Source organism: Paenibacillus sp. UASWS1643 (assembly GCF_008693195.1).
Lineage (GTDB): Bacteria > Bacillota > Bacilli > Paenibacillales > Paenibacillaceae > Paenibacillus > Paenibacillus amylolyticus_B.
Genome location: NZ_VXKZ01000091.1, coordinates 39,828 through 61,546, shown reverse-complemented (window position 1 = coordinate 61,546; position 21,719 = coordinate 39,828). Strand labels below are relative to the sequence as shown.

Genomic DNA, 21,719 nt, shown 5'->3' with positions numbered 1-21,719 from the left:
ATTTTATCAAATGTCTCTGAACCGATTCTGAACATCTTGTATTGTATTAGGAAATAAAAAAGAGCCGGCATCAGCCGACTCCTCAAAATTCTAAATCCATGCACGCAGATTAACCTGCTTTATAAAATCCGCCTGAGACATAACATCGTTCGCGGTTTCCTCTTCCTCTTCCACAGCTTGAAAATCTCCGTTCATCAAATGATGAAACAGCTTCTCATTGTGTGTCGCAAGGGCGTAATCTATCAACGCTTCTCGCTCGACCCGCTCAGCTTCCTGCTTCAGCAGAACCTCTTCCAGATCGACGTCGCCGGATGGAACAAAAAAGTTCCGATTCACCTGCGGCACTCGAAGCACGTAATCGAACGCATTGTCCGGATTCCGGTCATAAGCGATGATGAAACCATATTCCCCCACAGGAAGATTCTGCTCAAACGCATCCGCGACGATGACAACCTTCTCTCCTAATCGCAGCATCGTCTAACCTCCTGGTAGTCTATCATTAATATTTATTTGTATAGTCTACTAGAAAAGAATAACGATGTCTAGGAATACTAGAATTAAACAACATATTTGTGCAAAATCTTTTTTTCCATTTTTAAAATAATGTTATTTCGGATTTCGTGCACCTGGCTTGCGCTGTGATCGAATTACGACAAACCAATATATTATCAGCGGCGTGGGAAATCCCGTGATACCCCATAATCCCCATAACCAAGGGAAACGTCCACGTCTGCGTGCGTCCTGAAAGATCCATGTGCCCTGAACCAGGAGAAAAATGCCAAGCAATATAAGCCATAGTGGAGAAATTTCATCCAATGAATAATGCATTTTATTCATGACGAACCTCCTTCCGGCGCCGTCCGGCCCAGACCACAGCCAAAATCACCGCAACAGCTGTACCAAGAGCCTGAATACCTAAATATAGGGCTGGAGCAGATACGAACAATAATGTACCGAACACAATGGCAAGCAATCCAACCAACCAGAAACATATCATCTCGATCCAATTGGCTCGACGTCTAATCTGTCTCCGTTCCCTGACTTGGGCTTCAAGTGCACCCAAAGAAGGAATACTTGTCGGCTCAAATGCATCATCCAGCACTTTCATGTGTTGCTGCAAACGTTCTACAACTTCTTGTTCTTGTGCATCATCTGATCTGCTCATCCTTATTCCAGCTCCTTTCTTAACTGACGGAGACCATAAGCTGTGCGTGACTTCACCGTTCCCGCAGGAATACCCAGCATTTCCCCGATCTCGTCATAACCGTATCCATAATAATGCTTCAGTAGCACTGCAACACGATGTTCGGGTGTCAGTCTTGTCATCGCATCCATGACATCTGTCCATTCTTCATTTCGAGTCTCAAGCTGCCAGCGGAATCGACGTACGGCCTGATCCCGGATGAGAGCAAGCCAGTTCTGTTCTCTCTTCTTACGTCTTGTCTTATCGATATAGATGCGGGTCGCAATGGTGATCATCCATGATGAAAAGGCAGACGTGCCATCATATCGATGGATATTTTCCATACAACGAATCATCGTATCCTGTACCGTCTCTTCTGCGAGGTTAGCATCCATTGTCACTTTGACAAGATACTTATACACAAACGTGTAGTGACGTTGCAACAACGCTGCGAGTGCGCTGTCGTCTCCCGATACTGCCCTGCGTACCTCTTCCAGCTCAGCTGCTTTTATCATGAAAATCACCTGCTTCCCGTTCAATCTGGAGTTAATACGACAGGCTCTGCAGAAACGTTCAATGGAATTAAAAAAAAATTAAACCCGACAATTTCCCGGGCAATCAGACTTGATTCCGGTAATCTTGCAGCTTGTCGAACCACGGTTGGTTGCTGGCTCCGTTTCTTAAAACACAGCTTGTCCATATATTCTGCTGAGACTTCATCCTTTCATTGGCCACGTTAGGGTTATGTATTAAAGCTCGCTCAGTACCCGTTTCTCTTTTCCCACTTTCCAATATGCGACGGTTTTCTTCAATGATCGGATACTCGACACGCTGATTCAACGGAATAACTCTTGGTTTCTCCACTTTGATATTCCCCACTCTCTCATGATCTACTATTTCTTAAATTCATCGTTCTAAACAATCTGTACTTGCTGCTAACTTACTATTGGTATCAAACTGGCTTGTGATAAAGCGCATCTTGCATCTCTATGTAGCATAAAAAAGGCTAATTCTGTGATAAAAAGGGGCTGAAAACAAAAAAAGAACGCAAACCGGGTATAGACCACAGTCTGCGTGCTTCGCGAGGTTGGGTGTTTCTTGGTAATGCTTCAGTTAGATGATGCCTTAACGCTTGTAACAACTAATTGCTATTCTAATGAAAAAGTTGTCACTTGTCCAGACTTTCTTCACATATTATGTCGGATTATCTTGCGGACACGTAAGGATTGTTCTGTTTCTCATAACCAATGGTCGTTTTGGGGCCATGACCTGGATATACTTTAACCTCATCAGCAAAGGTGTAAAGCTTGTTCTGGATTGAATCAATCAGATCCCGTTCACGCCCTCCTGTCAGGTCCGTTCTGCCCACACCCATGCGGAACAGCACATCACCGGCAAACAGGTCGTTATCACAAAGCAAACTTACACTGCCTGGGGAATGTCCAGGTGTATGGAACACTTTAAACATATGACCAATCAGATTCAGCTTCTGCCCTTCGTCCATGGCATATTCGGCAGGATCTGTCGAAAGGGGTGGTGTCGCCTGCGGCCAATTTAAAGATCCATTTAATTTCGGGGTGGTGAGCCAGTCACTCTCCAAGTCATGAAGATAAACGGGACATCCCTTCAATTTACGGATCTCATCTACCCCGCCCATATGATCAAAGTGAGCATGAGTGAGGAGAATGGCTTCAATCTCCAAGTCTTGGATCGCCTTAAGCAGCGGCCCTGGATTCATGCCTGGATCGATAATGACGGCTTTGCCCGGATCATCTCCTTGCAGAAGATACGCATTGGTCTGAAGCGGGCCTAGTGTAAACGTACGAATGTTAAGCATATCGGCTTAGTAACCCGAAATCAGTTCACGCAGCTCACGGATAATGGCCGCATGTGACTCCGTTCCTTCCCCATAACGTTTGCCTATCTCTTGACGTGCTACAGCCAAATTTTCTTGATAATCTGCTGCTTCACGATCCGGATTAAGGCGTTTGAATTCAATCATGACTTCCTGTACATGCTGCGGACGAGGTCCCCATTGACCTAACACATGACCACCTGTATCTGCAAAAATAACGACCGGCACGGAACGGCCACCCATCGTCAGGAACTCATCCATCACTTCCGGATGGTTCTCCATAATCAGAACTTCAGTTGGGATTCCTGAGATTTCAAGCGCTTGGAACACAACCGGAATATTACGGACAACATCCCCGCACCAGTCAGCAGCCAGAATTAACACACGCAGATCATCGCGATGGTTCAGACTCTCAAAGAACTCACGATCCTCTTCGTTCGACCAAGTAAAGCTATCATAATTGGCCTGGAATTCACTCTGGTTCTTGGTCATACTTTCGATAAAATCTTTCGGTGGCAGACCTTTACCGAATTTGTGAGACAAGTTGGGTTTACCCATGACTAGACACTTCCTTTCTTTTTACGAGCATTCATCCATTTAATAAGTACATAAACGATCATAAGGGCGAGAGCGACAAGCAAAATAGGCATAACATATGGTGCCGCTTTCTCATCAATATGCTTCCATTGATCTCCAAGAATCATCCCTAAATATATAAACAATGCAGTCCAAGGTATAACAGCGAGTGTAGTAAGCAAGATGAATTTGCCTGTGTGCATTTTCGTGATGCCAGCCGGGATGGAGATTGCATGTCTTACCACCGGAACAAAACGCGCTGTAAAAATGACACCTGTACCATACTTGCGAAACCACTCCTCGGAATGGTCGATGTGTTTTTTCTGGATGAGTATGTATTTACCGTAGCGTTCAAGTACAGGTCTGCCGCCATAACGGCCAATCCAGTAAATAAATAACTGGGCAATCACACCGCCCACCGTACCAAAAATCATAGCACCGAAGAAGTTGATATTACCTTGTGAAACGAGAAAACCTCCATACGCCAGCACAATTTCGCTTGGGATAACTTCCAACATTAATCCAAGCATGATTCCAAAGTACCCAAGACTTTGAATCCAATCGAACAATTGGCCAACAAGGTTATGAATAAAGTCCATCTCAACCCTCTTTCTCCATCCTGATTGGCGGTGCCCGTCCGCACCATGGATGTTCGTCCCTATTTTATCACAGGGCTGTGGACGTTGCTACTTCACGAGGTTGGGATAGTGTCCCGTTCGCAGCAGTCCGCATATGGTATGGGGAGAGGAGCGTGAGAAGATGTCACACAAGTCAATACCCGGTTCTCCGCCGGTCAAACATACGCAATCCGGTCAAAACCTTCCTTCCGCCAGAGGAATCCGCCGGGCATGCAGCAAGGAATTGTACCGTACAGCCAAAAGGCTAAAAGTATATGTCTCTCCCGAACGGATGAAGCAGGCGGAAGAATTTTATTACGGTAAGGTGATTGCTAATCTGCTCTGGATTGGGGAGAATCGCGACAACCGCAAGAAATTATGCGAGTGGTGGAACACGGATGTCAGTGCAGAGATCGCCGCGATGTGGGAAGTAGATGTTGAACCATTAAAAGATGCGTTTCAGCACGCATTTGGCGGGTATCGTCTGTAGGAATGGAGGAATGAAAAGCTTTGTTCCAGGTGGAATTCAGGGGTTGTCCTCTGGCTTGCTGATCAAACAGAGCATGGAGCCGACCACCATGGGGAGCATGAACATAAACTGGGATTATGAACATAAACACCGAGTAATTTTTCATGCTCAAGCCCACGAGTGGTAACGAATCTGAGGTGTCTTATTCAAGGATTTGAAGCACTCTTAGAAATCTAAGGAATCTGAGACACGTTATATCGGAATTTTTGGACTTTTATAGGGTTTTTGTTAGGAAATTTCCGGAAATAACGTGTCTGATATCCTTACAATTTGAAAAGAGGAGCTAAAGGCCAAATAAGACGTCCTGTGTTCCTTAAAAAATCGTATACCCATCCGCAAGGAGCACCAGCTTGGACTCTCAGACTTTTTAGACGCTGACATCCATCATCATATAGCTTGGGTAAACGTCAAGATCCATCAGTCATTCAAGGGCTCCGCTTGGTCAACTCTGGAGTAAACGGAGGAGAAAAAGCTGTAGCAATCCTGCGCAGGTTCTCTCCATAGCCTGGAGCATGTTCTTCCAGTACAAAACGACGATCATTGCGAACGTTTCCTGCTTCCACTTCCTCAGCCAGCAGTTGATACCGTTCATACATCTGTACACCAGCGGCGGCAGTCTGTCGGGCTCGATCTCTATATCCTGCCTTCCATTCCCGCCGCGCTGCCTGCTCCATCCAATACAAAGCCGTGGATTGGCCAATGCCATCATACCGATTCAATGCGATCGCTTGTTCAAAATATTCTCCAGCCTGCTGTCCTTCGCCGAATTGGGCTGCCAATCGTCCCAGTTCGATGTAAATCTGAGGATGCATCGGGGAATGGGACAAGCTGTTCAAAAGGAGTGATTCTGCTTCTCGTCCCGGGAGGGATCGTGCAAGGGATATCACGATATCGGGTCGATTCGGATTCGATTGAAAAGCAGCCATAAGATGCACCTTCTGTGCTGGAGTGCCATCCGGTTCAGACATTGCCTGACGGTACTGCACTTCTGCTACTACATATCGGGAGGTCAGCCAGACTGTTCCACCAATCCAGAAAAGGATGATCATCACTATCGATACCCTTATTAGCCGAGCAGTTTCTCGCTGAAGAATATGAAAGAAGGAACGCCACATCGGGACATATAATAAACGGGTGTGGATTGATAGAGATCGCAATAAAAGAAATCTGGATCTGGATTTAGATCTCAATTTAGATCCCGATTTGGATCTGATGGGAGTGTATTTCACTGTTACGCCGGATCGCTGGACCCCCTCTGTTTCCGTCTTCAATGCAGTTGCCCAAGCACCAAGCCAGATGAAAAGCATCCAAAATAATGTAAAGCTCCAGTCAAAGTCCATCGCCCCATGCAGGCCAAAAACAAGCACGGATGGAAAGAGTTGCGGTGCAAAATGAAAGATGCTTCGCAGGGTGAGGAGAAACCACCCTGCGACAACCAGGATGCCGATCATGCCCGTGTCCAGGGCGAGATCGAGCAAGCCGTTGTGGACCTCGCCTCCGACATAAGGCGAGGATTGAATGGCGCGAAACATGTTGCGCCATGTATCTCCCCCGTGGCCGAGCCATGCGGCCTCGGTCCACAGCTGGAGGGCGTCCCGCCACATCTGTAGGCGGGACACCCCAGTGCCGACACCCGCCGCGAGGCGATCGGCGGTGGAGGCCACGGCCATCAGTGCGGCGGCGGCTCCCGCCAGCACGATGGCCGTCAGGGCAGCGGCGCGCGGAGCCTTGGCGGCGCCGCTGTGCCATAGACGGCACAGCAGCAGCGTGCCGAGCAGCGCAGCTGCCCATGCCCCGGCCAGTGCCAGCAGGCCGGGCACGGGTGCAGGCGCCAGCTGGGCAGCAGCCAGCTGGCGGTACAGCCAGGCCGCGCACGCCAGTGGCGCGGCCATGGCCAGCAGCAGCGGCAGGCGGGCACCGCGCCGCTGCAAAGCAAAGGCGGCGACCGCGGCGCAGCCGGTCGCCAGCCAAGCGCCGCGCGACTCGCTCAGCAGGAGCGCGGCTTGCGCGGGCATGAGCGGCAGCACTGCCGCGATGAGTCGCCCGGCCGGCACAGGCCGGGCTATGACTCGCGCGGCGGCTGTCAGCCGCTCCAATGCGTACATGCCAACAACGGCACCGTACGCATTCGGGTACTGCAATAGTCCGCCGAGCCTTGCTCCGGCGGAACTGATCTCGGGGTCAGCAGTCCGCATCACCCCGAAGGGCAGCGGCAATATCCCGCACACGGCAAGGATGCCGCTTAGCACAAGCAAGCCGCCTGCCATCTGCCAACCGCAGGCTAACCAACGTGCACCATTCGTGCGCGCAGCCAGTATTGCGGTGAGCAGGGTAAACATCCCAAGCAGGCACCACCGCAGCATTTCATCCATGCTGCCCTGTTTACTCACCGAGCCTGCCCATGCATGTAGCCCAAAACATATCATCATCCCCAGCGGCCACAATACCCGCCACATCCCCGGAAATCGGAATATTTTCTCAACGATTCGTTCGAGTCTCCCCCGGCCCTGTACCCATGACATGGGTATTCGTTCACTCGCCTTCTGTGGACGAATACCCACAAGGAAAAGCAAAAACAGGATCAATATGCTTCCTGCTGCGATCAGAATGACAGGGTACAGATCCGCTGAATAATACAATCCCCGACTCAGACATCCTGCAAGCAACAAGACAATGGAGAGCATGCCCAACCCAACAGTCCAACCCGATCCTGAATAACGTATACACCTCAAACTTTGAGAAAAACTCCCTGGCGCATCGGTCTGAATAGCTCCATTTGGATTATTTTTATCATCTTTTTTATACGTATCATCTTTGTTGTATGTATCTTCCCTATTATATGTACTGTCTCTACTGTCCCTATTGTCACCATTACATAAGTCCCTGTTATCTACATATTCTGTACCATTTGCATGGTGAGACCGTTCAAACAACTGTTCCATCATTTCCTCATTCGCCGCATACCCTCGTTTATACCTTACAACTCCCTTATCCATTGTCCTATTCTTCAACCTCATGCCCCCTCCTTCCTACCACCGCTACACATGCATAACAAAAAGACAGAAGATCCCGATAACGGGTCCTTCTGCCTGATATACATCTGACAGTTATGATGTTGCTTGCTACGAAGTATGTGCATTGAATATCATTTTACCTCCAGGGACCCTAATTGCAGTATGTCCCTTGATTGTCATTGGCACACTCAGCAAAGGTCGCAATTTGCGGAATCTTGAACGGTTTCTTTGCTCGATTTTGATTTCCCGTCGGCCTGCTTGCCATCGCCAGGAAGCAAATCGGCACAAGCCCGCTCCAAATATGGATCGGCATGAATGAAATCACGGAAAGCCGTATATTCATTCCACATCTCTGACACTTCACCCGCCTGACCGCGAACAGCACGAATCAATATGTTTTTAGGTGTATTCTCCATATCGATAAATTCAAGCAATTGTGTCTTGTATCCCATCAGATCAAGCAACTTGGCACGAATTCCATCCGTAGCCAGTGCGGAGAAACGTTCCTTGAGGATGCCATGGGACAACAACGGATTCATCACGGAAGCCTCTACTTGGTCAAACAGTTCATGCTGACAGCAAGGAACAGACAGAATAACAGAAGCCCCCCATCGAACCGCTTTCTCCAAAGCAGCATCGGTAGCTGTATCACAGGCATGCAGTGTTACAACCATATCCACTTCATTCAATTCATCGTAGTCCGCGATGTCTCCAACCAGAAACTTCAGATCACCATAATGCAATCGATTAGCCAGATCATTACAGTGTTCAATGACATCCGCCTTCAAGTCCAACCCAATAATTTGGAGTGAACGCCGTTGTTGTACAGACAGATAATGATATAACGCAAAAGTCAGATAAGACTTGCCACAACCAAAATCAACAATGGTAAGTGGACGTCCCTCCGGCAGATGCGGAATGACATCCTGCACCATTTCGAGGAAACGGTTAATCTGTCTGAACTTGTCATACTTGCGGGCCAGCACACGACCTTCTTCGTTCATAATGCCAAGTTCAACGAGGAACGATACGGGCACTCCCTCTTCCAATACATATTGCTTCTTGCGATTATGCGACAGATCCACCGCAGTCTTGGAAGCAGATTTGGTTAGAATGGATACTTTATATTTTTTGCTGATCAAAATTTGATAGTCTGCCTCGGTAGTACAGAGCAGGCCTTGACGAAATGTCTCTTCGCATAGCAAAGTCATGCGCTCTGCCGCTTCAGCCGGAGTCAAATTCTCGTGCAGCACTTTGTTGTTATAATGAAATGCAAATTGATAATGCAGCTGATTCTTCAGTGTCACCGGCTTGACTTGCACTTTGGTATACGAGACATTGTCCCGTCTGCGCAGCTGGCTCCAGGTCGCTGTAATCAGCGAATTCTGTTCAAAGATGTCTTGTATAAGCTTTCGCAATGAATCCACGGGGTACATCTCACTTTCGGTTTGGTTTGGTCAACCGTTACCATACCACACTTCCGTTCCCTCTCCAAGTGAAGGCAGGTAACAAGCCTTGATGCAATTCATATTTATGAGTTCATCTCTTGACGACTTAGTTCGGCTAACCCCTCTTCAACTTCGTTGCGCGGCAAACCGCCTTGCTCCAGTTGTTCATCCGTGAGTTGGCTCAACCTTTGATAGAATGACTGTGCATCATCTTGGTATCTTACAGGGAATTCCGGACCGAGCTGGAGCAATCTGTACCAACTGTTCTCTGCCTGGTCGTAATGTCCCTGTTGCTCACGATATAGGGCAAGCTGTCTTTCGGTCCGGGCAGGGAGCTCATATTCTTTCGTAAGTCCCAATACACCCTCCACCCGTTGCGGTGCATCTAATAACTGGGGATTAGCGCCATGATTCAATGCATACAGGTAAAAATGAAGTGATCTCATCAATCGGATGACAGCCTCATCCTCTGCGTCCATTCTCTCCTGATCCTCTATACCTTCCACTTTGGCCTTCTCTTGATAAATATAGGCTTCTTCTTCAATCAGCCTGGCGGCGTGCTGCAGATTGTCCACTTCAATCATTCCGCGAAAACGGAACATTTCAATAACATCCTCAGCTGGCAATGAGTTCAATAGAGACAAGTTTAGCCCAAACTGCCTGCGCATCAGCTCATCCAGTTCAGACAATGCCTCGGTGTGCTTACGTTGCTGTTTGAGCGTGAACACTTTGCCTATTGCTTCAGTCATTTCCTCCATCATGCGGAGCAGATAATCTTTTCTGAACATGCTGTATGCCCCCTCATCATTCGACCTTATCCATTCAATCGCTCTCCTAACGTCCTATTGTAGTTATTTTAATTCATGCCATGACAAAAAGCCAAAAACAAGACGCATGTCTTTACTCTAGCCATGGAATAGACAAAAACCCCTGCTTATCCCAAAAGGACGTTGCAGGGGTTCGAATGATGTGGGAACCGGTAATTCTCCAAAAGGAATCAATACTATCCAGGAACCCAACTATATTTTAATGAAATCAACATAAATCACTTCATTGATTACTTCGATAATCCAGCCATAAATTGCTTAATGACCTGAATTAATTCTTCAGGAGCCTCATACATGCTCATATGACCCGCACCCGGGATAACAGCTTTCACGATATGCGGCTTGTCACTTGTAAATGTACGTTCTGGCGGGATAACAGCATCCTTCTCTCCTGCTACCAGCAATACCGGTAAAGGAGTGGCGGATAGCACATCGCGGCGATCCGGGCGTTCACGCATAGCAAGAGCAGCACCAACAGCACCTTGAGGCGCGGTCTGGTAACCAATTTCCTTCACGCGTGTTACGTGCGTAGATAACGACTCAACATGTTCCGGTGCAAATAAGCCAGGAACCAGTCCATCTACAAAATTCACGATACCTTCCGTTTGAATGGTGGATACAGCACGAAGGCGTTTCTCTTTGGCTTCTTCACTGTCCGGGTAGGCTGTGGAATGGATCAGGCCAAATGCATTCAAACGCTCAGGGTGACGTTGCGCAATCGAGAGCGCAATGTATCCACCCATCGAGTGTCCCAAAAGGACCGCTTTTTCCACATTCAACTCATCCATTAACTGTAATACATCGTTGCCCATCTGTTCGATGGTATAACTTCCTACAGGTGCATCTGTTTTCCCGTGTCCACGCAGATCAGGTACGATACAGCGATAGCTGCGTGCCAGTTCAGGTACGACCTCATTCCAATACGATGAACTGCCACAGTATCCGTGGAGCAAAATGAGTGCTTCTCCCTTACCTTGTTCGGCATAACAAATCGTCGTTCCATCACACATCACTTTTTCCATATGAATCCCTCTCTCTGCGCGAATTAAATAATTCAGGTTGTATATTATTAAGCCTACATCTCATGAATGAAACGTTTGTCTCCATTCCCATGCTTCAATTGCGGCGTCTGCAATCGTTCGGGACATCTCCATGACCAAGTGAAGAGAGGTCATCTGCAATATGGAATAAGGCCTTGGTCCATTGGCATTAACCACAGCTGCCAGACTGTATTGTCCGACAGGAGGCAGCTTACCTCCAACCGATTGGGCTGGAATGAGTGGGTTATTCGAGAGATAATATGTACCTACGGCATTCTTGGGACCCAGACACGCATCGATCGCTATGATGGCATGGTGTGCAGGAATGAGTGCCAATTTCTTCTCCAGCGTATCTGCATCACAAGGGGAAGACAGCGTGCCTATCACGTTACCTATTCCATTCTCTTGCAGGATACCCCCGGTCAGCGGGCCCAGGGCATCCCCGGTGGAACGATCAGTACCGATGCAGACAAACGTGATCTCAGCTGGAGAATGAAGTTGAACGATGTTTTTGAAAAATAAGACCAGATTCTCTGCAGGCACGCCTTTGCGGACTTCCCTTCCTTGATGACGAACCATTTCTCGCTTATAGGCTGCCAAGCTGTATTCCCTCCAGTACACTCAAGTTTCCATGAAAACCGGTTGTTGTATCCATCATTGTAACCGATGCTTGGTTTCCCCGCAAAAGCATTGGCCTGAGCACTTCCAATCATGATACAATAACAAGAGTTTCCGATACGGAAGGGATGAATTTAACGATGGATTTAACACAAGCAACAGCAGCCAATATGGAATATATGATTGAAGCGATCAAAACCAAACTTCGTATGGCAAGCGGTGCCGCCATGCAAGCTTCTTCATTCCCACTTGAGAAATATGAAGATCTGTTTGACCTGTATGAAATGATTTTGAGCAAGGAACATCTCAGTATCTCTGAAGTGGAAGCTGTCGCTTCGGAACTGGGTAATCTTCGTAAATCTTAGTAAAAAAAGGACCTGTTTCCACATCACCGTGGGAACAGGTCCTTTTTCACATATTTATATTTCCAGACTATCTTTTAAGGAATACATCCCATCCTTAAGGCAGGTCAACCAAAACAAATTCGGCAGGTTCACTGTCTGTGCTCGTGATTTGCAGATCACAGCTTTTGCGAATTCGTGCGGCATCGCCCGGCTTGAGGTTGAAGTTACCATCCGAACAATGAATCTCTACATGCCCACTGATCAGGAAAAGATGTGTCCGTCGATCTTCGTGTTGCGGGTACATCAACTTTTTCCCGGACTCCAAATGGGAGAGGTAACAGGTTACATCCTGGGAAATAGGCAAGGCGCCTTCGCTTCCCTCTCCCCCTTGCCCGGATACAATCGGACATAGACGATTCAAGTGCTCCTGCGGCTCTATTCTCCGATTCGTATAGGAAGGTTTCAGCATGCGCTCCGATGGTAAAAACCACAACTGGAGGAAACGTACCGGTTCATCCGCTGACGGATTGGTCTCGGAGTGTTCCACTCCCGTCCCCGCACTCATCACCTGGACCGTACCCGGTTCAAGCAATTGTTCTGTTCCCATACTATCCGTATGTTTGAGTGTACCTGATATGACATAACTGACAAGTTCAAGATCATGATGTGGATGTTTCTTAAAGCCTTCTTGCGGCATCAGCGTGTTTTCATTATGAGCCAACAGACAGCCAAAATGGGCGTTGCTTGGATCATCATAATCCGCAAAGGAAAAGCTGAATTCACTGTGTATCCAACCTCGATCCGACGTGTGCCTTTCTTCCGATGTCACCACTTTAATCATGTTCATCCACCTCCAAGGGTTTAGAGCTGCCACATTACCGCGGCAGTCCATGCGTATATATGAATTGTATAGATGAATACCAGTTGGTATGTCATCTTTACCCGGGGTCCGGCAACTCTAATCACGCCCCTTCTTAAGGTTATACGCTATCTTCAAGTGAGTGGAGAATGAACTCACTATCTGCATGACCTACAAGGGTACCCGCATCATTTCGGATGTCCGAAGGGAACACTTCAGCCAATCGTGCAATGGTTCTCTCATTGGAATAACCAATCTGTCTTAGGATGGATTGGGTGATGAAAGCCCACTCTTCCTCGGAACCATCAAGCACCTTGAAGGTGATTCCCAGTCTTTCTTTTTTCAGACCAAAACCGAATACCCCCTTGAATCCACCCTTCGCTACAATGTTATCGTCTTCCAGCAGCACTGAATCTACACGCTCCGTGCCACCTACCATCAACGGATGTTCATTCATAGCTGATGTAATTGTCTCTACAGCTGTTCTTGTGGAAGGATCAGCGATAAGATCTGGACAAGCGAGCTTCAGATAAGCGTTCGACAATGCCGACAACGGCAAAGAAAATACCGGAAAGCCGCAGCCATCCGTCCCAAGCTCAATCTCTTTTTCTTCAATACCTGCCAGGTCGGCAAAAGTTTCAAGAATTTCTCGTTGCACCGGATGATCCGGTTCAGCGTAACTGCCCAGATCAACCTGCTTCATCTGACTGTACCCCAGAATTCCCAGATGTTTTCCGGAGCAGTTGTGCAAGATACGCCGTTTCTCTCCTTGTCCACGTAACCATTGATTACGGCTTTCTTCATTAAGCGGATAGCTTGGTGCACAGATCAGGCATTCTTCTCCCAATCCAATTTTACCGGATAACTGCTCCAGCACCCGAATGTGTTCCGGTTCCGAACGATGCGAAGAGGACATAATGGCAATCTCCTGTGCTGATAGGCCATAGTGTCTGGCAATTCCTGCCCGAATACCTGGAATGGCTTGAAAAGGTTTGGCAGATGAGCGAGTGAACGCTCTAAAATGAGGGTCACCAGCCGAGTATACGATTCGGCCATACTCGTCCGTAATACTTATGTGTCCGTAATGGGCGCATTCCATAACGCCTGCACGGTATTCTTTAATTAACAAGGCACTCTCCATGCGAGTTCTCTCCTTTGTGCTTCCGATTTCATCTCTGCTTTGCGTCACGACGCCGCATGGGATATCTTAAATAGTATAGTACAAAAGCGACGTTTTTACAGTTTTTTCGACAGGCGTTTCGGGTATAGCTTTATCATCTATGTTCATCTACTACAATAACTGAAGGAGAAACTCATTATGCCGCGCAAAACGTATTCACCAGCCTCATTCAGTTCAAATTCCGGTACGTTATTACGTCCACTCCTCAACTGGAGTTTGGCTGGTCTGGCCCTCAGCGCATCGGTTGTATTCATCCTGGCAGGTCTGGGTGCCTGGTTGGGTGCTGATGTTATTATTCGTCTGGATGATCAAATTCAGCAATTATTTTATCTGAATTCAGATTCACGTCTTCATCTATTCCCTTACACTGCATTCATAACCGCACTGGGTTCTTTCAAAATCTCTGCCGTGGCTGCAGGAGGTTTTGCTCTTCTTTTCTTCATTCAACGCAGTCCAAGGTTTGTTGTATATGGATATGCGCTCACGGGAAGTTTTGCCATGATGTGGATTCTGAACACGTTATTGAAGGAATTTTTCAGACGAAGCAGACCTGAACTGGAACATCTGTTGATCGTTCACGGGTACAGCTTTCCCAGCGGACATGCCATGATCTCCATGGGCTTCTATGGCATGCTCTTTGGAATCTGGGCCATTGAACGACAGCGACATAACTCTTCCGGTGTGTGGGTTCCTGTTCTATGTGGTATTAGTTTTATTTTCTTGATTGGCCTCAGCCGGATCATGCTGGGCGTTCATTATCCTACGGATGTATTTACCGGATTTACTGCTGGATTGGCATGGATCTTCTGCATGGTTAAGGGCATTAAACAAAGCCGCTAAAGAATGAATTCCTCTGATTTCCAGTTCATTCATCCTCATCTTTATTGTTTCACAGGGTTGCACGGGGTTTATATACGAAGTAAGCAAACGCGAACAGACAACATCCTACATCAAGTTTAAAGGAGGCGGTTGTTATGTGGGGCATCATTATCAGCATTGTGATGGCTGTCATCATCGGTTTGATCGGAGATGCACTTGCCGGTCACAACATGCCTGGAGGCCTAATCGGTGCAATGATTGCCGGATTTGCCGGAGCCTGGCTGGGAGCACTTTTGCTTGGTAACTGGGGACCAGTTATCGGTAACTTTGCCATCATCCCTGCCATCATTGGTACAGCGCTCTTTGTTTTCTTGCTGGGGCTTGTGTCCAGACTGCTAAGACAGGCTGCCTGATTCGGGCAACAAGGTGTTCGTTGTTTCGTATTTGTTTCTTAAATTGAAGAAGGAGTGATTAGACATGAATAAAGCAGAAGAGCAATATCCTGTACAGACGGGTTCAACTTTCGCAAAAGGTATTTTCATCGGGGGTTTGCTGGGAGCTGCAGCAGCACTACTCTTTGCGCCTAAACCGGGACGTGAATTGCGTGGTGACCTTTCCGAGAAAGTGGGCATCGTTACTGACCGCACCAAAGAAGTGGCAACTGTTGTGAGTGACAAAGCCACTGAACTGGCTAAAACGGTCTCTTCCAAAACTTCCGATATTGCAAAAACGGTAAATCAAGGCCGCAATGATGTAATGGACTCTGTGAGAAAAGCGTCCGCTGATGTGGCTAACGAAGCATCCCGTGCATCTGATGAAGTGGCTGCCGCTTCCGTTGAAGCGAAGGAAGATGCACGTAAAGAACTTAACTCGACTAGCCTGTAAGGCGATACAGATCGAGTGACCAATAGCCAGCTGCACTCCAGCTGGCTATTTTTTATCCAATGCGAGTTGAGGAGGACGAATAATATGAGTAAAGTTACAATTAACGGTAATACTCCAATTACGGAAGCAACACCGGCACAACAGTATGATACAAGCGAGCATCCTTTTGAATTGCGTCATGAGGTAAAGCGATTGAACACCCGTTTGGACCAGATTGCGGACAGTCTGGAGAGAGCACAGATCAAGGATATTATTGAGAATTACAGCAGTCCCAAAAAGCGGATTATTACCAATTTTACAGCGGGCATGGCACGAGGCCTCGGTCTGACTGTGGGTACCTTTGTTGTTCTCGGTTTGCTGGCATTCATTCTCAGCCAATTTGTGAATATGCCGATTGTGGGCCAGTATATCGCTGACTTGCTCGGTTATATTGAAGATTACAAAAACTAAGAGGACTAACCAATAGTAGGCTATCCCTTACCTTTTTCCGTAGCTCCTTTTTTCTCTGTCTCTTCAGCTGAAGGCTGTGTGGATTTCACTTTGAGCAGATCTCCTGTCCAGCCTTTCATCATCAGCCATACATACATGCTGATCATGCTTAAGATAATGACAACAAGGACCAGTACAACTCCCCATGATTTGTCGATAAAGGGCAGGTTCTCAAAGTTCATCCCCCATATCGCACCAGCTGCCGTGGCAGGTATGAACACAGCAGTGACAATGGTCAACGTCTTCATGATCTCATTGCCACGTACACCGGAGATCGCATTATCAATGGAGATTAACGTATCGATCTCTTTCTCGTAGTGACTAAACAAACGTTCCATTCGCTCTACTCGATGTTGGAGCTGCTGGAAATATCGATTTTCATTTATTTCATCAAGGTAAGCCTCATGTGAAGCAGCCATCAGTTCCGAGTAAGGGATGAACAGATTACTCCAATACAATAATTCAAATCGAGCGGCGAGAATCTGGTCCATCAAAGTGCGTGCATTGCGAGATTCCATCTTCCGTTCCAGATCACGCAGGTCCTTCTCAAAATGATCCATTCCCACATGGTAGTAATGCAGTATAGCTCGAAAGAGTACAAACATCCCGTCCCTGGCCTCACTACATTGCTGTAACATATGGGCACGTTCATCCGTCTTCATAATACCTCGTGTATTGTCATCCATATTTAAGGTAACCAGGTTATTACGATCGACGTAAAAGAACATCTGATTATCTTTTCTTTTGTCATCTCTCTCATTCTTGATCGCATATAACAATGAACCAAATATGACTGGTTCTTTACCATTCACGAAACGGACGGACAAATAATTCGATTCTACTTCCGGAATTTTATAAAGCCAATACCGCATATCCGGAAACGCCTCTGTCAGCTCCTCCAAAGCATCGTTCATGCTATCGGTGTCAGATGCAACCCAATCCCACCATTGCCAATGGTCCGAGCAAGATAACTTGTCACGGCGAGCTTCCAATTTGATTTGGTTCACAATCACTTTATCCACTCCTGCACTCATGTTCTTCATTACATACCCATCTTTTTGATCCCAAAAAGGACACGTATGCATTTCAGCGCAATGACGTGTCCTTCTTTATGCCGTACTCAACAACATTAGGGTTCCATTTTTCATAACATTGAAGCATTAGACATAATCTGTTTCAATTTCTCTGTAGCTCGCTTCTGAATACGAGATACACTCATCTGTGAAACACCAAGCTTCTGGGCAATTGCCCGCTGAGATTGGCCATCCTGGAATGCTAGAATAAGTACCTGCTGCTCTTGTTCCTTCAATTGTCCCAATGCCTGTTGCAAGTCCATCCGTTTTTCAACCGAATCATAATCATTAACATCTGCACTGATCAGTTCACCCAATGTTGCTGCACTGTCATCCTGAGATAAAGGAGAATCCAGTGATACATAGTGGTAACATTCCCGACCAGCCAGAACTTCAATCGTCTCTTCTGCAGTCAAATCAAGGTATTCGGCAATTTCGTTTACACCGGGTGAGCGCTCCAGCTTAACGGTTAACTCATCAATGGCATGTTGCACAAGGGCTCCCTTTTCCTTAATCCTCCGGGGCACCTGAATATACCAGGATTTGTCGCGCAAGTAGTTCTTCATATGACCGATCATGCTCTTCATGGCATAAGGTTCAAACGGAATACCTAGGTTGATATCATATTGCTTAAGCAAACGAATCAAAGCCATCTGCCCGGTCTGATACAAGTCTTCGTATAGATCGGGGCGATTCCGAGCGATTTTACCTGCTGCCATCTTGACCATGGGTTCATACTTACGGATGAGAACTGTTGCAATTTCATTATCTTGGGTCTGCTGGTATTCCCAGATCAAACCTATAGCTTCAGACATGGACTCTGGGGGAGTCACTTTTTCATTCATACTTTCTCCTCACTTCTTGCAAGACGTTTTACGAGTACTACTTTCGTACCTTTGCCCGTCTCACTTTCCACACTGACATCGTCCATCAAGGCTTGCATCAGGTAGAACCCAAGTCCGCCAATCTGTGCTTCTGTCAGTTCTTTGTCGTGTAGACCGGCACGTGACACAGCAGGGTTCATGTTCTCGAAGCTGGCACCTTCGTCCTTGACAATAATGGACAATGTTTCGCCATCCACTTCGAATACTACTTCAACCATGCCGCCTTCGTGTGAGTAGGCATACAATACAGAGTTGTTACAGGCCTCGGATACAGCAACTTTCATATCCTCAATGTCTTCATAAGAAAATCCCATTTTGGATGCTACTCCATAGAGATTGAGTCTTACAATATCAACGTAATCAGCTGTCGCAGGTAAATTAAGGGTGACTCTTTGAACTTCTGCATTCATTCCTTTTTCGATCCTTTCCTATTGGGAATTCTTCTGTGTGACAAAGAATTTGGCGATGCCCGTCATGTCAAAAAGTTTCTGAATCTGCGCAGGAACTTCCTGTACTTCAAAGCGAGCTTCCATTCCATGTCTTGCCTTCAGAACAGATAACAGGATACCAATCCCTGTACTATCGATGTACTTCAATTCTTTCATGTTGATCACAAGATCCTGTTCCTTGTTATCCACGAGCGGCTCCATCACCAAGCGGAAGTCAGGAGCAACCGACAAATCCAGTTCGCCAGTCAGATACACCGTGCACACGCCGTCCTGTGTTTCAGTTCTTGCATTGAATTTTTCATTTTTGTTTGTATTCATTAGACATCTCTCTCCTGATCAATGGTTTCCTTACCTAATAACCCAACTTCAGCACGAGTGAAACAAAAAGAAGTTTGGAAAATGTTTCAATTGGCCTGATTCATGGCTGAAGGGCCTGGATCTAACATTTGTCGTTGTTTTTGAAACTGGGCTATTTTCTGTTTCACATTGCCCATTTTCACCGGTTTACTAATATAATCATCCATGCCGGCAGCAATACAGCGCTGCTGAATACCTTCCATCACGTTAGCAGTCATGGCTATAATGACTGGCTGATCAGACTGGGAGAGACTCTCTCGAATTCGCCGTGTACATTCCAAACCGTCCATCACAGGCATCTGCAGATCCATGAACACATATTCATAGGGATAACGGCTATTATTTACCATATCGAGTGCGCTCTGCCCATCCTCAGCAATATCTGAGAGCAACCCAAGTTTACCGAGCATAATCGCCATTAACTTCTGGTTAATCGGATGATCATCCACAATTAATACTGTCGGGTGTTTATTCTCATTCTTCACATCTGTCAGCTTCTCTTCCCCATTCATCTGGACCAGTTCAGTTTCTACATAACGTTTTGCCTGAATTGTAAATACAAACGTCGCTCCCCGTTGCTCTGTTGTATCCAGGTAGATCTGTCCACCCATCATTTCAACCAGAGTCTTGCATATTGCCAGTCCTAAGCCAGTTCCACCGTATTTACGTGTCATTGATGTATCCAGCTGGGAAAACGGCTGAAACAGGCGATCAACTTTGTCTGAAGCGATACCTATCCCGGTGTCTTTAACAGCAAACTCCAATGCCATTTGTCCGTCCTGTTCTTCCTTAACTGACACGATCAGATATACTCCACCTTGATCGGTAAATTTGATCGCATTTGCAATAAGATTCAAGAGAACCTGACGTAACCTTGCCATATCTCCATATATTAAATCAGGGACAGAATCTTCCAGGAAATAATCCAGTTCCAGGTTCTTTTTCCCTGCTTCTGCAGCAAACAATCCCAACACTTCCCGAATACAGGACACAATCTCAAAAGGATGCTCTTCAAGTTCCATTTTGCCTGATTCCATCTTGGTGAAGTCAAGAATGTCGTTGATGACCGTGACAAGTGCGTCCGCGCTGCGACGAACGATGTCTGCATATTCCTTCTGATCTTCCTTCAGTTCCGTCTCCATTAGCAGATCCACCATGCCGATAACTCCATTCATCGGTGTACGAATCTCATGACTCATCATCGCCAGAAACTCGGTCTTTGCATTAGCTGCAATTTCTGCTTCTTCCTTGGCCTGAATGAGTTGTTGGTTCATCTTCTCCAGTTCCTGTGTCTTCTGGTGAAGCAGCATCGTCTGTGTTTTCAGTCGTTTGTTGGTGATAAACATCTCCACAAAGCCCTCGATTTTGGATTTCAAAATCTGAGGAATAAATGGTTTAACCATGTAATCAATGGCCCCGGCTGAATATCCGGCAAACAAGTGCTCCGCTTCTCTACTGTTCGCAGAGATGAATATAATCGGCACATCCTTGGACTTGTCCCGTGCCTTAATTAATTTTGCTGTCTCAATTCCGTCCATTCCAGGCATCTGCACATCGAGAACGATAACCGCAAATTCGTCTTTTAGCAGACAACGGAGTGCCTCTTCTCCGGAAGTTGCCTTAACGAGTTTATATTGTTCCGATTCCAGAACTGCTTCAAGAGCAAGCAAGTTCTCAGGGCGGTCATCTACCAATAATATGTGGATTGGTTCATTGAGCCCCATGGCTAACCCTAACCCCCTATTTGATCTTCCGGTATATTTTTTCGGTCCGGTCTAACGGCTCATAGGTATCACTGAACTCTGTAAAATGTATCGATTCTTTCGACCCCAGAACCAGAATACCAAAGTGGCTCAAGCTCTCATGAAACAGCCCATGCACATGGTTCCGCAGTTCATCATTAAAATAAATCATGACATTACGGCAAAAGATAACATTAAATTCGTTAAATGACCGATCTGTTGCCAGGTTGTGCTCGGCGAAAATGATGTTCTTCCTTAGAAAAGGATGAAATATCACCGAATTATATTTCGCTGTATAGTACTCGGAGAAGGCTCTGGTACCCCCTGCCTCCAAATAATTTGTAGTAAATAGTTTCATTTTCTCAATACCATATACGCCTTCTTTGGCCTGTTGCAAAGAGCGATCATTCATATCCGTTGCGTAGATCCTTGCCTTGTCATACAGTCCTTCCTCATACAACATGATGGCCATGGAATAAACTTCCTCTCCCGTGGAGCATCCCGCATGCCATATTCGGATATACGGGTAAGTTCTCAGGATAGGAATAATCTTTTCCCGAAACATTCGGAAAAGCGAAGGATCTCGAAACATTTCCGTTACAGGGATGGATAAGTTCTGTACAAAACGGTCAAACGCGGAACGGTCATGAAGAACACGCTCCTGCAAGCCGGATATGCTCTTAACACCTTCAGCATGTGCATGATGCCAGATTCTTCGTTTCAGGGATGGCAGTGCATAGTTTCTAAAATCATATCCATATAAACGGTGCATGCCTTCCAACAGCAACTCAATCTCGATCAGCTCGCGTTCTTCATCTTGCGGCATACGGACCAAATCTGCCCCCGTCTCGGTAGGTTCCCACGGTGTCATAAGTTCTCTCCACTTCTTCATTTGTTACTTGCGTATTCGTCGTATTGTCTTTCATTACCC

27 protein-coding genes are annotated in these 21,719 nt (G+C 46.7%); 6 read left to right on the top strand and 21 right to left on the bottom strand.

Features of this window, described 5'->3' with window-relative positions:
• Positions 1 to 90: 90 nt before the first annotated feature.
• From FE296_RS03430 to uptA, 8 genes are all read right to left on the bottom strand, one after another.
• On the bottom strand, positions 91 to 474 hold the full coding sequence (locus tag FE296_RS03430; RefSeq protein ID WP_024631336.1) for a hypothetical protein: 384 nt from the start codon (positions 472 to 474) through the stop codon (positions 91 to 93).
• 132 nt (positions 475 to 606) lie between these two features.
• Complete coding sequence (locus tag FE296_RS03425) at positions 607 to 837, bottom strand: hypothetical protein (protein WP_179198630.1); 231 nt, start codon at positions 835 to 837, stop codon at positions 607 to 609.
• On the bottom strand, positions 830 to 1,165 hold the full coding sequence (locus FE296_RS03420) for a YxlC family protein (protein WP_150364227.1): 336 nt from the start codon (positions 1,163 to 1,165) through the stop codon (positions 830 to 832). The genes FE296_RS03425 and FE296_RS03420 overlap by 8 nt, the downstream gene beginning before the upstream one ends.
• A gap of 2 nt (positions 1,166 to 1,167) precedes the next feature.
• The gene (gene sigY / locus FE296_RS03415; RefSeq protein WP_076212623.1) at positions 1,168 to 1,698 is read right to left on the bottom strand and encodes an RNA polymerase sigma factor SigY; all 531 of its coding nucleotides are present in this window, start codon (positions 1,696 to 1,698) and stop codon (positions 1,168 to 1,170) included.
• Positions 1,699 to 1,801: 103 nt separating this feature from the next.
• On the bottom strand, positions 1,802 to 2,062 hold the full coding sequence (locus tag FE296_RS03410) for a hypothetical protein (RefSeq protein ID WP_190945014.1): 261 nt from the start codon (positions 2,060 to 2,062) through the stop codon (positions 1,802 to 1,804).
• A gap of 325 nt (positions 2,063 to 2,387) precedes the next feature.
• The gene (locus tag FE296_RS03405; protein ID WP_124118100.1) at positions 2,388 to 3,020 is read right to left on the bottom strand and encodes an MBL fold metallo-hydrolase; all 633 of its coding nucleotides are present in this window, start codon (positions 3,018 to 3,020) and stop codon (positions 2,388 to 2,390) included.
• 6 nt (positions 3,021 to 3,026) lie between these two features.
• Positions 3,027 to 3,596, bottom strand: a complete 570-nt coding sequence (locus FE296_RS03400; RefSeq protein ID WP_017692292.1) for a thioredoxin family protein — start codon at positions 3,594 to 3,596, stop codon at positions 3,027 to 3,029.
• 2 nt (positions 3,597 to 3,598) lie between these two features.
• Entirely contained in the window at positions 3,599 to 4,213 is a 615-nt protein-coding gene (gene uptA / locus FE296_RS03395; protein WP_091019353.1) for an undecaprenyl phosphate transporter UptA, read from the bottom strand.
• 160 nt (positions 4,214 to 4,373) lie between these two features.
• Between uptA and FE296_RS03390 the strand changes: the two genes are divergently transcribed.
• Entirely contained in the window at positions 4,374 to 4,721 is a 348-nt protein-coding gene (locus FE296_RS03390; protein ID WP_124118101.1) for a dehydrogenase, read from the top strand.
• Between the two features lie 464 nt (positions 4,722 to 5,185).
• Here FE296_RS03390 and FE296_RS03385 read toward each other — a convergent pair whose 3' ends face one another.
• The 5 genes from FE296_RS03385 to yyaC form a co-directional block, all read right to left on the bottom strand.
• A complete protein-coding gene (locus FE296_RS03385; protein WP_190945012.1) occupies positions 5,186 to 7,771 on the bottom strand; it encodes an O-antigen ligase family protein in 2,586 nt (861 codons plus the stop codon).
• A 191-nt stretch (positions 7,772 to 7,962) separates the two neighbouring features.
• Positions 7,963 to 9,210: a class I SAM-dependent methyltransferase gene (locus FE296_RS03380; protein ID WP_124118103.1), complete on the bottom strand. Its 1,248-nt coding sequence runs from the start codon at positions 9,208 to 9,210 to the stop codon at positions 7,963 to 7,965.
• Between the two features lie 95 nt (positions 9,211 to 9,305).
• A complete protein-coding gene (locus FE296_RS03375; protein WP_124118104.1) occupies positions 9,306 to 10,010 on the bottom strand; it encodes a DUF6483 family protein in 705 nt (234 codons plus the stop codon).
• Between the two features lie 269 nt (positions 10,011 to 10,279).
• Positions 10,280 to 11,071: an alpha/beta fold hydrolase gene (locus FE296_RS03370; protein ID WP_150364224.1), complete on the bottom strand. Its 792-nt coding sequence runs from the start codon at positions 11,069 to 11,071 to the stop codon at positions 10,280 to 10,282.
• Positions 11,072 to 11,131: 60 nt separating this feature from the next.
• A complete protein-coding gene (yyaC, locus tag FE296_RS03365) occupies positions 11,132 to 11,689 on the bottom strand; it encodes a spore protease YyaC (protein ID WP_150364223.1) in 558 nt (185 codons plus the stop codon).
• 158 nt (positions 11,690 to 11,847) lie between these two features.
• On the opposite strand from yyaC, the gene FE296_RS03360 reads away from it, so the two are divergent.
• Positions 11,848 to 12,072: a DUF1128 domain-containing protein gene (locus FE296_RS03360; RefSeq protein WP_017692283.1), complete on the top strand. Its 225-nt coding sequence runs from the start codon at positions 11,848 to 11,850 to the stop codon at positions 12,070 to 12,072.
• Between the two features lie 94 nt (positions 12,073 to 12,166).
• Here the strand turns inward: FE296_RS03360 and FE296_RS03355 are convergent, their stop codons facing one another.
• Positions 12,167 to 12,892 (bottom strand): pirin family protein, encoded by a 726-nt coding sequence (locus tag FE296_RS03355; protein WP_150364222.1) that lies wholly within the window; start codon positions 12,890 to 12,892, stop codon positions 12,167 to 12,169.
• 139 nt (positions 12,893 to 13,031) lie between these two features.
• Complete coding sequence (locus tag FE296_RS03350) at positions 13,032 to 14,051, bottom strand: asparaginase (RefSeq protein WP_150364221.1); 1,020 nt, start codon at positions 14,049 to 14,051, stop codon at positions 13,032 to 13,034.
• 177 nt (positions 14,052 to 14,228) lie between these two features.
• On the opposite strand from FE296_RS03350, the gene FE296_RS03345 reads away from it, so the two are divergent.
• From FE296_RS03345 to FE296_RS03330, 4 genes are all read left to right on the top strand, one after another.
• Complete coding sequence (locus FE296_RS03345; protein WP_150364220.1) at positions 14,229 to 14,930, top strand: phosphatase PAP2 family protein; 702 nt, start codon at positions 14,229 to 14,231, stop codon at positions 14,928 to 14,930.
• A gap of 134 nt (positions 14,931 to 15,064) precedes the next feature.
• Positions 15,065 to 15,322, top strand: a complete 258-nt coding sequence (locus tag FE296_RS03340; RefSeq protein WP_150364219.1) for a GlsB/YeaQ/YmgE family stress response membrane protein — start codon at positions 15,065 to 15,067, stop codon at positions 15,320 to 15,322.
• A 64-nt stretch (positions 15,323 to 15,386) separates the two neighbouring features.
• Positions 15,387 to 15,794 carry a YtxH domain-containing protein gene (locus FE296_RS03335; protein ID WP_076212649.1) on the top strand — a complete coding sequence of 136 codons (408 nt, stop codon included), beginning with the start codon at positions 15,387 to 15,389 and terminating at the stop codon, positions 15,792 to 15,794.
• Positions 15,795 to 15,878: 84 nt separating this feature from the next.
• Entirely contained in the window at positions 15,879 to 16,244 is a 366-nt protein-coding gene (locus FE296_RS03330) for a DUF5665 domain-containing protein (protein WP_150364218.1), read from the top strand.
• Between the two features lie 20 nt (positions 16,245 to 16,264).
• Here the strand turns inward: FE296_RS03330 and FE296_RS03325 are convergent, their stop codons facing one another.
• From FE296_RS03325 to FE296_RS03300, 6 genes are all read right to left on the bottom strand, one after another.
• Complete coding sequence (locus FE296_RS03325) at positions 16,265 to 17,326, bottom strand: magnesium transporter CorA family protein (RefSeq protein WP_223868755.1); 1,062 nt, start codon at positions 17,324 to 17,326, stop codon at positions 16,265 to 16,267.
• A gap of 101 nt (positions 17,327 to 17,427) precedes the next feature.
• Positions 17,428 to 18,201 carry a sigma-70 family RNA polymerase sigma factor gene (locus FE296_RS03320; protein ID WP_047841571.1) on the bottom strand — a complete coding sequence of 258 codons (774 nt, stop codon included), beginning with the start codon at positions 18,199 to 18,201 and terminating at the stop codon, positions 17,428 to 17,430.
• Positions 18,198 to 18,650 (bottom strand): anti-sigma B factor RsbW, encoded by a 453-nt coding sequence (rsbW, locus tag FE296_RS03315; RefSeq protein ID WP_036606993.1) that lies wholly within the window; start codon positions 18,648 to 18,650, stop codon positions 18,198 to 18,200. Before rsbW ends, FE296_RS03320 begins: the two co-directional genes overlap by 4 nt.
• Positions 18,651 to 18,668: 18 nt before the next feature.
• Positions 18,669 to 19,007, bottom strand: a complete 339-nt coding sequence (locus FE296_RS03310) for an STAS domain-containing protein (RefSeq protein WP_036606989.1) — start codon at positions 19,005 to 19,007, stop codon at positions 18,669 to 18,671.
• Positions 19,008 to 19,093: 86 nt separating this feature from the next.
• Positions 19,094 to 20,770, bottom strand: a complete 1,677-nt coding sequence (locus FE296_RS03305; protein WP_150364216.1) for a response regulator — start codon at positions 20,768 to 20,770, stop codon at positions 19,094 to 19,096.
• Between the two features lie 16 nt (positions 20,771 to 20,786).
• The gene (locus FE296_RS03300) at positions 20,787 to 21,659 is read right to left on the bottom strand and encodes a CheR family methyltransferase (protein WP_124118112.1); all 873 of its coding nucleotides are present in this window, start codon (positions 21,657 to 21,659) and stop codon (positions 20,787 to 20,789) included.
• Positions 21,660 to 21,719 lie beyond the last annotated feature (60 nt).

Coding starts and splice junctions, on each gene's coding strand:
- FE296_RS03330 (WP_150364218.1), top strand. CDS start 15,879: ATGAGTAAAGTTACAATTAACGGTAATACTCCAATTACGGAAGCAACA.
- FE296_RS03310 (WP_036606989.1), bottom strand. CDS start 19,007: ATGAATACAAACAAAAATGAAAAATTCAATGCAAGAACTGAAACACAG.
- FE296_RS03390 (WP_124118101.1), top strand. CDS start 4,374: ATGTCACACAAGTCAATACCCGGTTCTCCGCCGGTCAAACATACGCAA.
- FE296_RS03335 (WP_076212649.1), top strand. CDS start 15,387: ATGAATAAAGCAGAAGAGCAATATCCTGTACAGACGGGTTCAACTTTC.
- rsbW (WP_036606993.1), bottom strand. CDS start 18,650: ATGAATGCAGAAGTTCAAAGAGTCACCCTTAATTTACCTGCGACAGCT.
- FE296_RS03355 (WP_150364222.1), bottom strand. CDS start 12,892: ATGATTAAAGTGGTGACATCGGAAGAAAGGCACACGTCGGATCGAGGT.
- FE296_RS03375 (WP_124118104.1), bottom strand. CDS start 10,010: ATGTTCAGAAAAGATTATCTGCTCCGCATGATGGAGGAAATGACTGAA.
- sigY (WP_076212623.1), bottom strand. CDS start 1,698: ATGATAAAAGCAGCTGAGCTGGAAGAGGTACGCAGGGCAGTATCGGGA.
- FE296_RS03360 (WP_017692283.1), top strand. CDS start 11,848: ATGGATTTAACACAAGCAACAGCAGCCAATATGGAATATATGATTGAA.
- FE296_RS03325 (WP_223868755.1), bottom strand. CDS start 17,326: ATGAAGAACATGAGTGCAGGAGTGGATAAAGTGATTGTGAACCAAATC.
- FE296_RS03345 (WP_150364220.1), top strand. CDS start 14,229: ATGCCGCGCAAAACGTATTCACCAGCCTCATTCAGTTCAAATTCCGGT.
- FE296_RS03430 (WP_024631336.1), bottom strand. CDS start 474: ATGCTGCGATTAGGAGAGAAGGTTGTCATCGTCGCGGATGCGTTTGAG.
- FE296_RS03350 (WP_150364221.1), bottom strand. CDS start 14,051: ATGGAGAGTGCCTTGTTAATTAAAGAATACCGTGCAGGCGTTATGGAA.
- FE296_RS03405 (WP_124118100.1), bottom strand. CDS start 3,020: ATGCTTAACATTCGTACGTTTACACTAGGCCCGCTTCAGACCAATGCG.
- FE296_RS03420 (WP_150364227.1), bottom strand. CDS start 1,165: ATGAGCAGATCAGATGATGCACAAGAACAAGAAGTTGTAGAACGTTTG.
- uptA (WP_091019353.1), bottom strand. CDS start 4,213: ATGGACTTTATTCATAACCTTGTTGGCCAATTGTTCGATTGGATTCAA.
- FE296_RS03305 (WP_150364216.1), bottom strand. CDS start 20,770: ATGGGGCTCAATGAACCAATCCACATATTATTGGTAGATGACCGCCCT.
- FE296_RS03380 (WP_124118103.1), bottom strand. CDS start 9,210: ATGTACCCCGTGGATTCATTGCGAAAGCTTATACAAGACATCTTTGAA.
- FE296_RS03370 (WP_150364224.1), bottom strand. CDS start 11,071: ATGGAAAAAGTGATGTGTGATGGAACGACGATTTGTTATGCCGAACAA.
- FE296_RS03425 (WP_179198630.1), bottom strand. CDS start 837: ATGAATAAAATGCATTATTCATTGGATGAAATTTCTCCACTATGGCTT.
- FE296_RS03300 (WP_124118112.1), bottom strand. CDS start 21,659: ATGACACCGTGGGAACCTACCGAGACGGGGGCAGATTTGGTCCGTATG.
- FE296_RS03320 (WP_047841571.1), bottom strand. CDS start 18,201: ATGAATGAAAAAGTGACTCCCCCAGAGTCCATGTCTGAAGCTATAGGT.
- FE296_RS03340 (WP_150364219.1), top strand. CDS start 15,065: ATGTGGGGCATCATTATCAGCATTGTGATGGCTGTCATCATCGGTTTG.
- FE296_RS03400 (WP_017692292.1), bottom strand. CDS start 3,596: ATGGGTAAACCCAACTTGTCTCACAAATTCGGTAAAGGTCTGCCACCG.